Annotated in this window: 11 protein-coding genes; 6 read left to right on the top strand and 5 right to left on the bottom strand. The window is 64.7% G+C overall.

Going from position 1 to position 12,314, the window contains the following annotated elements:
- Positions 1-171: 171 nt before the first annotated feature.
- The 3 genes from M2D63_RS07290 (at position 172) to M2D63_RS07280 (ending at position 4,151) form a co-directional block, all read left to right on the top strand.
- A complete protein-coding gene (locus M2D63_RS07290; RefSeq protein WP_285862169.1) occupies positions 172-1,668 on the top strand; it encodes a PLP-dependent aminotransferase family protein in 1,497 nt (498 codons plus the stop codon).
- A 112-nt stretch (positions 1,669-1,780) separates the two neighbouring features.
- Complete coding sequence (locus M2D63_RS07285) at positions 1,781-2,845, top strand: sugar phosphate isomerase/epimerase (RefSeq protein ID WP_285862168.1); 1,065 nt, start codon at positions 1,781-1,783, stop codon at positions 2,843-2,845.
- A gap of 34 nt (positions 2,846-2,879) precedes the next feature.
- Positions 2,880-4,151 carry an MFS transporter gene (locus M2D63_RS07280; protein WP_285862167.1) on the top strand — a complete coding sequence of 424 codons (1,272 nt, stop codon included), beginning with the start codon at positions 2,880-2,882 and terminating at the stop codon, positions 4,149-4,151.
- 57 nt (positions 4,152-4,208) lie between these two features.
- Here the strand turns inward: M2D63_RS07280 and M2D63_RS07275 are convergent, their stop codons facing one another.
- Complete coding sequence (locus tag M2D63_RS07275; protein WP_285862166.1) at positions 4,209-5,039, bottom strand: oxidoreductase; 831 nt, start codon at positions 5,037-5,039, stop codon at positions 4,209-4,211.
- Between the two features lie 128 nt (positions 5,040-5,167).
- Here M2D63_RS07275 and M2D63_RS07270 point away from each other — a divergent pair, with 128 nt between their 5' ends.
- The gene (locus M2D63_RS07270) at positions 5,168-6,109 is read left to right on the top strand and encodes a LysR family transcriptional regulator (protein WP_285862165.1); all 942 of its coding nucleotides are present in this window, start codon (positions 5,168-5,170) and stop codon (positions 6,107-6,109) included.
- On the opposite strand, the gene M2D63_RS07265 is transcribed toward M2D63_RS07270, so the two are convergent.
- Together M2D63_RS07265 and M2D63_RS07260 are read right to left on the bottom strand one after the other, a co-directional pair.
- Positions 6,069-7,970, bottom strand: a complete 1,902-nt coding sequence (locus M2D63_RS07265; RefSeq protein WP_285862164.1) for a potassium transporter Kup — start codon at positions 7,968-7,970, stop codon at positions 6,069-6,071. The genes M2D63_RS07270 and M2D63_RS07265 overlap by 41 nt on opposite strands.
- Positions 7,971-8,295: 325 nt before the next feature.
- On the bottom strand, positions 8,296-9,174 hold the full coding sequence (locus tag M2D63_RS07260) for a Dyp-type peroxidase (RefSeq protein WP_285862163.1): 879 nt from the start codon (positions 9,172-9,174) through the stop codon (positions 8,296-8,298).
- Between the two features lie 175 nt (positions 9,175-9,349).
- Here M2D63_RS07260 and M2D63_RS07255 point away from each other — a divergent pair, with 175 nt between their 5' ends.
- Positions 9,350-9,922 (top strand): HD domain-containing protein, encoded by a 573-nt coding sequence (locus M2D63_RS07255; RefSeq protein ID WP_285862162.1) that lies wholly within the window; start codon positions 9,350-9,352, stop codon positions 9,920-9,922.
- Positions 9,923-9,924: 2 nt separating this feature from the next.
- Here the strand turns inward: M2D63_RS07255 and M2D63_RS07250 are convergent, their stop codons facing one another.
- Entirely contained in the window at positions 9,925-10,926 is a 1,002-nt protein-coding gene (locus M2D63_RS07250; RefSeq protein ID WP_285862161.1) for an AraC family transcriptional regulator, read from the bottom strand.
- A gap of 140 nt (positions 10,927-11,066) precedes the next feature.
- On the opposite strand from M2D63_RS07250, the gene M2D63_RS07245 reads away from it, so the two are divergent.
- A complete protein-coding gene (locus M2D63_RS07245; RefSeq protein ID WP_285862160.1) occupies positions 11,067-11,969 on the top strand; it encodes a bile acid:sodium symporter family protein in 903 nt (300 codons plus the stop codon).
- A 152-nt stretch (positions 11,970-12,121) separates the two neighbouring features.
- On the opposite strand, the gene M2D63_RS07240 is transcribed toward M2D63_RS07245, so the two are convergent.
- Positions 12,122-12,314: hypothetical protein (locus M2D63_RS07240; protein ID WP_285862159.1), on the bottom strand; the 193-nt coding region annotated here is incomplete at its 5' end.

The raw sequence follows: 12,314 nt of genomic DNA, 5'->3' as shown, positions 1-12,314 counted from the left end.
TCAGACGCAGTGCGTCATTTATTGTTTGCTCGACTCTAAGCCCTACGCTTTGAGGGTGCTTCGCATCGGACGACACAGTGTTTTCATTTGATGACACACACCGCTGAACTGGCCGCCCGCCGGGCTTTCTCGTACGATGACAAGGTCCCCGTCCGTTGCCGTGAGCCCCCGATGAAGTCCGCCGCCGGTTTGTTGTTCTCAGGTATCGAGCTCGATCGCGACAGTGCCACCCCGCTCTACCGCCAGCTCTATTTGCAGATCCGCAAGCAGATCCTCACCGGCCGCCTGCAAGGCGGGATCCGCCTGCCCTCGACACGGACCCTGAGCCAGGAGCTGAACCTGTCGCGCATCACCTTGCTCAACGCCTTCGATCAGCTGATCGCCGAAGGCTTCCTGGTGTCGCGCACCGGTGCCGGTACCTTTGTCGGCGATGAGTGGGAGCGCTCGGCCAACCCCGACAAGACGCCGCCGGCGCCGCCACGGCTGTCGGACCTGAGCCAGTCGATGCTGTCGCTGCGCAGCCATCACTTTCGCGGGGTGTCCTATTCGCACTACAGCCCCGAGACGCCGACCTCGTTCCTGCCCAGCCACGGCGCGTTCGAGGCCTTTCCCCAACATATCTGGAAGCGCCTGGTGACCCGCCATGTGCAAAAGCCGAGCAAGGCCCTGCTCGGCTATGGCGAACTGCAGGGGCTTGAAGACCTGCGCCAGGCCATCGCCGAGTACGTGTTCGACGCCCGCGGCATCGACTGCACGGCGCAGCAGGTGGTGATCGTTTCCGGCGCGCAGCAGGCCTTCAACCTGCTGGCGATGCTGTTGCTCAACCCGGATGATGCGATGTGGATGGAAGATCCCGGCCATATCGCCGCGCGCATCGCCTTCCAGGCCCATGGCTGTCGGGTGGTGCCGGTGGCCATCGACGCCGAAGGCATCGATGTGCATCAGGGCATCGAGGCCTGTGCCGACGCCCGCCTGGTGTTCACCACGCCGTCACGCCAGCACCCGCTGGGCGTGACCTTGAGCCACAGCCGGCGCCTGGCGCTGATCGACTGGGCCGCGGCGAATCACAGCTGGATCATCGAAGACGATTGCGACAGCGAACTGCGCTACAGCGGCCGCCAGCTGCCGGCGCTGTACGCCATGGACCAGAACGACCGGGTGATCTATGTCGGCACCTTCAGCAAGGTGCTGTTCCCTTCCCTGCGCCTGGGCTATGTGATCCTGCCCCAGGCCCTGGTCGAGCCGTTCTGCACCATCCGTGCGGTGCTCGACCGCAGCCCGCCGACGCTGTTGCAGGCAGTGACCGCCGATTTCATGCGCGAAGGCCATTTCATCGGCCATATCCGCCGCATGCGCGCGCTGTACCAGGCGCGCCAGCAGTGCCTGGTGGAGGTGCTGGAACGCCATCTTGGCGGTTTTTTCAGGATCAGCCCGGTGGAAGCCGGCATGCACCTGATCGCCTGGCTGCCTGAGCAGATCAACGACCAGGACCTGGCCCGGGAACTGGCCGGGCGCGGTGTGCACACCTATGCCCTGAGCGACTACAGCCTGCAGCACGCGCTGCCCCCGGCACTGCTGATCGGCTTTGCCGGCACCCCCCAGGAGCAGGCCGAAACCAAGGTGATGGCCCTGGTCCAGGCCCTGAGGGCCATGGGGCATGCCGTTTAGCCCCAGGCCAGTGGTCTTATCCGTTGTTGCATAATGGATCTATCGAGAGTTCCCCGCCGGCGCGATAAAGGACACGCCGGTAGAACCGGTGCCCGCACCAGGAACGACTCGAATGAAAGCACTACAAGAACGCTTCGCTACGTTACTGAACCACAAGGCCCATGGCGCCACAGCTCCGCTGCTGACCCGCGAACTGGCCCTGCAACTACGCGAACGCATCGACCAGGTCCGCCTGTTCGCCCATGCCTATCCGCTGTTGACCAACCTCACCCACGGCCACGTGACGCCGTTTGACCTGCTCGACTTCGCCTACCGCCACGAACTGGCCGGCTTGAGCCTGCATATGCTCGATGGCGAACACAACAGCCTGTCGCAGATGAACGCTGCACAACTGGTGGCCTTCGGTGACAAGGCCCGCGCCCTGCAACTGGACGTGCACCTGGAAATCAGCACCACGCGCAAGCAGTCCGTCGACGAAGCCATCGCTGTGGCCAAGGCCATCGGCACCCGCAATATCCGCGTCTACTCGCGCTACGAAGGCAAGCTGTCGCAGGTGATGGACACCATCGCCGGTGACCTGCAGTACCTCGCCACACAGGCCGACAAGCATGACCTGTACTTCGACTTCGAACAGCACGAAGAGCTCAAGAGCGCCGAGATCGCCCAACTGCTCAAACAGGCCGATCACCCGCGCCTGCATGCCCTGTTCGACTTCGGCAACATGATCAACGCCTGCGAGCAACCCCTGGCGGCCCTGTTCAACCTGGCCGCGCATATCCGCCAGGTGCACCTCAAGGGCGTGCGCGTGGTGCCCGAAGACCAGGGCTTCGGCCATTACGGCGTGCTCCAGGGCAGCGCCGAAGACGACCTGCCCAGCCCGCGCATGCTGTTCGAGCTGCTGATGCTCGGCGAACGCGAGCCGCAGGTGATCGCCTTTATCCTCGAACAGGAAAACCACTACGTCGCCCCGGCCTTCCGCCAGAGCAATGAAGACGCCGACCCCTTCATCGAATACCGGGAGATGAGCGAAACCCCGTTGCCGCCCGGCCTGACCCTGGAACAGATGCTCGCCGGCGAGCACCGCTGGGCGAACAACCAGGTCAGCTACGTCAAGTCCCTGCTCGCCGAGCTGCGTACCCTCGCCGAGCTGACCCTGGCCAGCCCTGCGTGCGCTTGATCCGCCCTCTTCCCAATACGTCTGGAGAATAACAATGACTGCCCAAGACAAGGCCAAGTGGTTCAAATTCCTGATACTGATCCTCGGCGGCGGCACCATCTACAAGCTGGCCAACCTCAAGGACGCCTTCTATGTGCCGATGCAGGAGTTCATGGGCCTGAGCCATACCGAAATCGGTCTGTTGCTCAGTGCCAACGCCCTGATCGCCACCGGCCTGTTCGTGGTCGGCGGCCTGCTGGCCGACCGCTTCGACACCCGCAAGCTGATCCCGGTGGGCCTGCTCGGCACCGGTGCGCTGGGCCTGTACCTGGCGACCTTCCCGCCTTTCAGCAGCCTGATGGTGGTGTTCTGCCTGCTGGCGGTGTGTGCCGACTGCATCTACTGGCCGGCCCTGCTCAAGGCCATCCGTGGCCTGGGCAATGACCAGGAACAAGGCCGCCTGTTCGGCCTGCTCGAAGGCGGACGCGGTGTGGTCGACACCCTGGTGGCGTTCTCGGCCCTGGGTGTGTTCGTGGCCATGGGCGCCGCCGAAAACGGCCTGAAGGCGGCAATCCTGTTCTACTCGGTGATCGACATCTGCGCCGGTGTGCTGACCTGGTTCCTGCTCAAGAGCAACCCGTCGGCCGCCCCTACCACCACCAAGAAAAACCCGTTGTCCAACCTGGTGCAGGCCCTGCAGGTGCCGGCGATCTGGCTGGTCAGCTTCAACGTGTTCATGGTCTACATCGTCTACTGCGGCCTGACCTACTTCATCCCTTACCTGAAGGAAGTCTATGGCCTGCCGGTGGCCCTGGTTGGCGCCTACGGCATCATCAACCAGTACATGCTGAAGATCTTCGGCGGCCCGGCCGGTGGTTTCATTGCCGACAAACACTTCAAGAGCCCCAGCCGCTACCTGAAGTGGGCGTTCCTGGCCTTGCTGCCGATGATGGCCATCGTCCTGCTGATCCCCAAGAGCCCGGGCTTCATCTACGCCGGCATGGCGGCCACCCTGTCCTTCGCCTTTATCGTGTTCTCCATGCGCGGCGTGTTCTGGGCACCCATGGGTGAAGTCGGCATTGCCCCGCACATCACCGGCTCCGCCTTCGGCATCGGCTGCCTGATCGGCTACGCGCCGGGGATGTTCGCTTATGTCGGCTACGGCGCGATCCTCGACCACTTCCCCGGCCAGCAAGGCTACAACTATGTGTTCATGAGCATGATGGTGCTGGCGGTGATCGGCTTCGTCATCGCCGGCCGCCTGCAGCGGCTGGTACGCAGCACTGCGCAACAGGCCGCAGGCCAGGCGCAGGCGGTTACCAACTGATAACCCCGCAAACGAAGAAACCGGCGCAAGGCCGGTTTTTTCGTTTCAGGGCACTGCTCAGTCGTTGAAGTCGGTCGACATCGACAGGGCGTGCCAGCGTTTCAGTTCCGAGGCCACGAAGGCGTTTTTCTCGCTGATCCGCGCCAGCGTGTCGCTGCCCAGCGCCAGGCGCAGTGGCGGGGTCGGCATGTTGGCCAGGGTCAGCATGGCCTCGGCGAACTTCTCCGGATCGCCCGGCTGGGCATGGTTGGCGTTTGCTGCGAAGCGGCGCATGGCTCCCACCGTTTCGTCGTAGTCCGGCAGCTCCAGGGCGGTCTTGACCAGCGACTGCTCGTCGAGAAAGTCGGTGCGGAAGAAGCCCGGCTCCACCACCGTGGCATGAATACCCAGCGGCGCCAGCTCCTGGTGCAGTGCTTCGCTGATGCCTTCTACCGCGAACTTGGTCGAACCATACACGCCCCAGCCCATGTAGGCCTGATAGCCGCCGATCGACGAGATGTTGATGATGTGCCCACTGCGCTGACGACGCATGTGCGGCAGTACTGCACGGGTGACGTTGAGCACGCCGAAGACGTTGGTGGCGAACAGGCGCTCGGTTTCTTCGGCACTGGTTTCTTCCACCGCGCCCAGCACCCCGAAGCCGGCATTGTTGACCAGTACATCGATGCGCCCGAAGCGCTTGATGCCTTCGGCGACGGCCTGGTGGGCCTGCTCCTGGCGGGTGACATCCAGGCGCACCGCCAGCAGGTTGGGATGCGCCCCCAGCCGCGCCTCGATGTCTTCAGGCTTGCGCGCGCTGGCGATGACCGCATCGCCAGCCTGCAGCGCCTTTGCCGCGATCAGTGCACCAAATCCACGGGAAGCTCCGGTAATCAGCCAAGTACGCATGCTAACGTCTCCTGTCATCGACCCTGCACGGTGCAGGGCCTTGTCGATGTGTTGACGTCACTGTAAATCCGGCGGGTTGATGTGATAATCCCAATAATTTCACATGGGTTTGTGAGGGATATTCACTAATGAAAGCGCCTTCCGCCGCCGACCTGTCGATCTTCCTGTGCATCGCCGAGCACCTCAATTTCAGCAAGGCGGCGATCGCCCTGGGCGTCTCGCCCTCGGCACTGAGCCATGCCTTGCGCGCCCTGGAAACCCGGCTGGACGTGCGCCTGTTCAACCGCACCACCCGCAGCGTGGCCCTGACCGAAGCCGGAGAGCGCTTGTATGCACGGCTCAAGCCGGCATTTCGCGATATCGATGACGCCCTCGAAGACCTCAACAACCTGCGCGACAAGCCCTCGGGCACCCTGCGCATCAGCGCCGGCCGCGCTGCCGCGCAGTTGATCCTGCTGCCGCTGGCGAGCCGGTTCCTGGCGGCCTACCCGGACATCACCCTGGACATCGTCAGCGACGATGCGCTGGTGGATATCGTCTCCGCTGGCTTCGACGCCGGGGTGCGCTTCGGTGAACGCCTGCAGGCCGATATGATCTCCCTGGCCATCGGCCCCTACCTGCGTTCGGTGGTGGTCGCTGCTCCGGCCTTCTTCGCCCGGCATCCGCTACCACAACGGCCGGAAGACCTGCGCGGCCTGCCGTGCATCCGCCACCGCTTTCCCAGCGGCGCGTTCTATCGCTGGGAATTCGAGCGTGGCGGCATTGCCCTGGAAATCGACGTCGAAGGCCCGCTGGTACTGGGCGATGTCGGCCTGATGGTCGACCCGGCCCTGCGCGGCGCGGGCCTGGCCTACGTGTTCGAGGACATGGTCTGGGAACAGCTGGCCGATGGCCGGTTGGTGCAGGTGCTGGCGGACTGGTGCCCCTACTACCCCGGCCTGCACCTGTACTACCCCAGCCGCCGGCATGTGCCGGCGGCGCTCAGGGCCTTTGTCGAATTCGCCCGTGAAGCACGGGACACATCCGCTGCTACATCTCTACCTGGGTCCCCAACTCGATCACCCGGTTGAGCGGCAGGTTGAAGTACTTGAGGTTGCTGTTGGCATTCTTCAGCAAGAAGGCGAACAGCGCTTCGCGCCAGCGCGCCATGCCGATGCGCTTGGTCGGGATGACCGTCTCGCGGCTGAGGAAGTAGGTCGTCCCCATCGGGCTGAAATCCAGCGCCGGCACATGGCACAGCTGCAAGGCGGCCGGCACGTCGGGCTCTTCGATAAAGCCGAAGTTGAGGTTGACCCGGTAGAAGCCGGTACCGAAGTCCTGTACCTCGAAGCGCTCGCTGTCCGGGACCCGCGGGCGGTCCTGGGACACCACGGTCAGCAACACCACCCGCTCATGCAGCACCTGGTTGTGCAGCAGGTTGTGCAGCAACGCATGGGGCACGGCATCGGCGCGGGCGGTGAGGAACACCGCCGTGCCCTGGACCCGGTGCGGCGGTTGCGCGGCGATGCTGGCGATGAACAATGGCAGCGGCAATGACGACTCATCGAGACGCTCGACGATGATCTTGCGTCCGCGCTTCCAGGTGGTCATCAGGATGAACAGGGCGATACCGGCGATCACCGGGAAGGCGCCGCCCTGGAAGATCTTCGGCGCGTTGGCGGCAAAGTACAGGCTGTCGACCAGCAAGAAGCCCAGCAGCAGCGGCACGGCCAGCCAGCGCGGGGTCTTCCACAGCAGCAACACCACGGCCGCCGACAGCAAGGTGGTGATCAGCATGGTGCCCGTCACCGCCACCCCGTAGGCGGCCGCCAGGGCGCCCGACGACTCGAAGCCGATCACCAGCAGCACCACGCCGACCATCAGCGCCCAGTTGACCATGCTGATGTAGATCTGGCCCTGCTCCTGGCTGGAGGTGTGCTGGATGAACATGCGCGGTACATAGCCCAGCTGGATGGCCTGGCGGGTCAGCGAGAACGCGCCGGAAATCACCGCCTGGGAGGCGATGATGGTCGCCAGGGTGGCCAGCCCGACCATGGGCAGCAAGGCCCAGTTCGGCGCCAGCAGGTAGAACGGGTTGCGCACCGCTTCAGGGTTGCCGAGGATCAGCGCGCCCTGGCCGAAGTAGTTCAGCACCAGCCCCGGCAGCACCAGCAGGATCCAGGCCCGGGCGATGGGCTTACGGCCGAAGTGGCCCATGTCGGCATACAGCGCCTCGGCGCCGGTCAGGGCCAGCACCACGGCGCCGAGAATGGCAACACCGATGCCCGGATGCACCACGAAGAACTGCACCGCCCAGGCCGGATTCAGGGCCAGCAGCACTTCCGGGCGCTGGACGATGCCATAAACGCCCAGCGCGCCCAGCACGGTGAACCACAGCACCATCACCGGCCCGAAGAGGATGCCGATGCGCGCCGTGCCGTGTTTCTGGATCAGGAACAGCGCCACCAGCACCACCACGGCGATCGGCACCACCCAGTGACCGATGCCGTCGAAGGCCAGTTGCAGGCCTTCGACCGCCGACAGCACGGAAATTGCCGGGGTGATCATGCTGTCGCCGTAGAACAGTGCCGCACCGAACAGGCCGAGCAACACCAGCACCCGGCTCAGTCGCGGAAAAGGCGCCGCTGCGCGCCGGGCCAGGGCGGTCAGGGCCATGATGCCGCCCTCGCCCTGGTTGTCGGCGCGCAGCACGAACAGCACGTACTTGACGGTCACCACCCAGATCAGCGACCAGAACACCAGCGACAGGATGCCCAGCACCCCGTCATGGTTGGCCTGCACCCCATAGTGGCCGGCGAAGACCTCCTTGAGGGTGTACAGCGGACTGGTGCCGATATCGCCATAGACCACACCGGCGGCGGCGATGAGCAGGCTGATTGATGAGGATTTTACGGGGGAATGGGCGGTGGCGGCGGATGCGGTTTGGCTCACGGCTGGACTTCTCGGGTACGGAGGGCCTGAAACATCAGGTAATACACGGGCAGTATCCCTGTATGCGCCGCGGCCCTTCGTAAAAAGTCCGTAAAATTATTTATACCTGTGTAGCCGATCGCAGGCTTCGCCAGCTCCCACAAGGGTTCCCGGTATGCCCGGACGTTGTGGGAGCTGCCGATAGGCTGCGATCGGGCGCGAAGCGGCCGTAAAACCAGACCGCCTCAGTACACCTGACTCAATGAGGTGACCGGATTGCGACTGCTGCGCAGTCGATCGCAGGCTTCGCCGGCTCCCACAAAGACAGATGCTCCCACAGTGTTACTCAGCCGATCAGGGCGCTGAGGTCCAAGCCCTGTGCATTGATCGGCGGGCACCAGTAGTAGCCACCGGTCAGCGGCCGGCTGAAGCGGTACAGGGCATCCACCACCCCGTCTTCCAGGCCACTCATGCGCCGCAGCTGCACTTCGAAGGCATCGAAGGAACGACCGAAGGCCAGGAACGCCAGGCCCGCACCGCGCTGGTCGGCCCAGGGCATGGAGCGGCGGACGATGAAGGCCTCGGGGTCGAAGCTCTCCTGGGCGGTGCGTTTGACGTGGGCCGAAGCCGGCGCGTCGTCGAGCTCTTCGTTGTCCTCCAGGCGCCGGCCGATGATGTTGTCCTGCTCGGTCTGCGGCATGGCCTTGAAACCGGCCAGGTCATGGCGCCACAACTGGAAGGCGGCAAAGCTCGAACCGCTCAGGCCCGGCACGTCGCCGGCAACGATAGCGGCCTCGACAGCAGCGTCTTCGACCGGGTTTTCCGTACCGTCTTCATAACCGGTCAGGTCATGACCGTCCTTGTGGCGGAACGCGTCGGTGGCCTCGACCAGGCGCAAGGCCGGGGCCAGCAGTTTTTCCAGGTCCTGGCTCAGCAGCCACAGGTCACCGCGATCCTCGCCACGCAGCCACAGCCACAGGTCGTGCTGGGTGCAGGGGTTGTCGACCGTGGCAGTCAGGCGCGGAAACTCGCGCAGGCCTTCGATGCTGCGCCCCAGCGCCTGCACCAGCGGCGCGCCGAAACCGGCCACCACGCGGCTGCCGTCGACCTGCTGCAGCAGCGCGTCGAGTACAGCCGACAAGGCCGCCGGCGTGTGCAGGGTGAAAAACAGGTGACGGCCCTGGGCGGGAACGGGGGCGGCGAGAATGCCTGGCTGGAACTGCATCGGCGATCGAATCCTTGAGTAAAACGCAAATGCTACTGCCTGGGCGCCGGACCGACAAGGCAATGCGCAAGCCAGAATGGCCAACAAAGCGAGCAATCTGGCGCCTGCGGTGATTGGGCGCACCTCAGGTGCCGCTTATCCTCACCCCATCGACCGCCAGGCCAAGGAGCCGCCAATGACCGCACGCGCCCGCTTTACCCATATGGACGACGGCACCGCCGAAGACTGGGCCATCATTGCCCGGCACTTCCCCGATTTCGCCGCCGGCCTGCCCGAGCGCATCCTGGCCCACCTGCGCCTGCTCGAAGGTGATTTCGGTGGCTTCCCGGTAGATCGCCTGACCCATTCGCTGCAAACCGCCACCCTCGCCTACAGCGCCGGCGAGGACGAAGAGTATGTGGTCTGCGCCCTGCTCCACGACATCGGCGACACCCTGGGCAGCTACAACCATGCCGATATCGGCGCGGCGATCCTCAAACCCTTCGTCAGCCCCGAGAATCACTGGATGATCGAGCACCACGGGATCTTCCAGGGTTACTACTTCTTCCACCACCTGGGCATGGACCGCCACCTGCGCGAGCAATTCAAGCAGCACCCGCAGTACCAGCGCACCATCGAGTTCTGTGCCCGCTATGACGCGGCCGCCTTCGACCCGGACGGCGAAATCCTGCCGCTGGCATTCTTCGAGCCCATGCTGCGACGGGTGTTCGCCCAGCCGCGCCGTTCGCTGTACCAGGCCAGCCATTGAGCTCAGCGGCGGGCCCGGTACTCGTTGGGGGTGCAGTCGAACCAGCGGCGGAAGGCGCGAAAGAAGGTGCTGGGCGCCGAGAAACCCAGCAGGTAGCCGATTTCCTGCAGGCTCAAGGCCGGTTGCGCCATGTACTGTTCGGCCAGGGTCCGGCGGGTATCGTCGAGCAACTGGTGAAAGCTGCTGCCCTCTTCCTGCAGGCGGCGCTGCAAGGTGCGCTCGGACAGCAACAAGGCCTGGGCCAGCGCCTCGCGCCTAGGCTCGCCGCGGGGCAGCATCTGGAACAGCAACTGGCGCACCTGCTGGCTGACCGGGGCGTCGGCGTAGCGGCTGAGGTAATCGTCGGCATAACGCTGGTGCAGCCTGGCAAGTTCGGCATTGGCGCCGGGCAGCGGTGCCTGCAGGTCTTCCTCGGCAAAGCACAGGGCGTAATGCTCGGCATCGAATTGCAACGGTGCCTGGAACACCGCCTGATAGGGTGTGCAGTCACGCGGCGCGGCACCGCGCAGGCGCACCAGTCGCGGTTGCAATGGCCGGCAGGCCAGCCAGCGACAGAACGCCAGGAAGTAGGCCAGCGAGCCTTCGGCGCTCTCCCGGGTCGAGGGCAAGCGGTCGCCCTGTATCGCCAGGGTCAGCTCATAGCCCTGGGCCGTGGACTGCAGGGCCAGGTCCGCCGCCTCGCCGATGATCCGCTGATAGCGCACCAGGCTGTGAATGCCTTCGAGCAAGCAATGGCTGGACATCAGCGTATAGCCGACCACGTGCATGGCCGAAGGCCTGACCACCCGGGCCATGCCCAGGCCAATGGCCGGGTTGCCGGATACCAGGGTCGCCTGTTGCCACAGGCGGGTCATGGCGTCCTGGGGGAAGCGCGCCTCGGTGTCGCTCAGCGCGCTGTAGTCCAGGCCCAGCCCGGCGAACAACCGACGACAATCCACACCCTGCAGTTCAAGGGACTGGACGATAGTGCTGGCCCAATGGGAAGAGGTGGTGCGCTCGGTCATCGACGGACTCTTGTTCAATCAGTGCACCGCCGTTCTACACCAGTGCCACCCCCAGCGACAACCTTACAGGCGGCTGCCCGGCCACACCCGCTGCAATCCTCGCCTACACTGGCGCACATCCCTTTACGCGAGATCCTGACATGACTGCATCGCCATTGCTCAGCGCCTTCCTGCCCCTCGCCCTGGGCTTCATCATGCTGGGATTGGGCCTGACCCTGACCCTGGCCGACTTCGCCCGGGTGGTGAAATTTCCCAAACCGGTGGTGATCGGGCTGGCCTGCCAGATCCTGCTGCTGCCTTTTATCTGCTTTTTGATCGCCAAGGGCTTCGGTCTGGCCCCGGCCCTGGCCGTCGGCCTGATGCTGCTGGCCGCCTCGCCTGGGGGCACCACCGCCAACCTGTTCAGCCACCTGGCCCACGGCGATGTGGCGTTGAACGTGACGTTGACCGCGGTCAACTCACTGATCGCGATCCTGACCATGCCGCTGCTGGTGAACCTGTCGCTGGCGTACTTCATGGAGGCCGGCCAGGCCATTCCCCTGCAGTTCGCCAAAGTGCTGCAGGTGTTCGCCATCGTCCTGGTGCCAGTGGCCATCGGCATGCTGATCCGCCGCCTGGCGCCGGGCTTTGCCGCGCGCATGGAGCGGCCGATGAAGATCGTTGCCGCGTTGTTCCTGGCCTTTACCGTGGTCCTGGCGATGGTCAAGGACTGGCAGACCGTCCTCAACTACGCCCCGGTGGTGGGTGGTGCGGCGCTGCTGTTCAATCTGCTGAGCCTGGGCATCGGTTATTGGCTGCCGCGGCTGTTGCAGATCCCCAAGCGCCAGGCGATTGCCATCGGCATGGAGATCGGCATCCACAACGGCACCCTGGCCATTGCCCTGGCCCTGGCGCCGAGTTTGCTGAACAACGCAACCATGGCGATCCCGGCGGCGATCTACAGCCTGATCATGTTCTTTACCGCGGCGTGCTTTGGCTGGTGGGTGAGCCGCAGCCAGGAGCCGGCAACGGTAGGCGCGGGCCTGTCCCGCGATCGCGGCTGACCGCACGGTGGGTCTGATGCACCGGGTTGTCAGGTTCTACGCCCGCTTCGCGGCCGATCGCAGCCTGGCGGCAGCTCCCACAGATACCCTGCAATCGAATGGCAACTGTGGGAGCTGGCGAAGCCTGCGATCGGCTGCGCAGCAGCCGCCGATTACTGCATCGCCAGTTGCGCCGACCGCTGCCGGCGACGGTACGCCGAATCGCGGCTGGCCAGCCAGTAGTACAGCGGCGAGGTCACCAGCAGGCCCACCAGCCAGGATCGCAGCTTGGCGGCAGCTCCCGCAGATACCCTGCAATCGAATGGCAACTGTGGGAGCTGGCGAAGCCTGCGATCGGCTGCGCAG

Source organism: Pseudomonas sp. BJa5 (assembly GCF_030272875.2).
In the GTDB taxonomy this organism is placed as follows: Bacteria; Pseudomonadota; Gammaproteobacteria; order Pseudomonadales; family Pseudomonadaceae; genus Aquipseudomonas.
The sequence above is the reverse complement of the archived record's forward strand: the minus strand, read 5'-3'. Positions and strand labels throughout refer to the sequence as shown.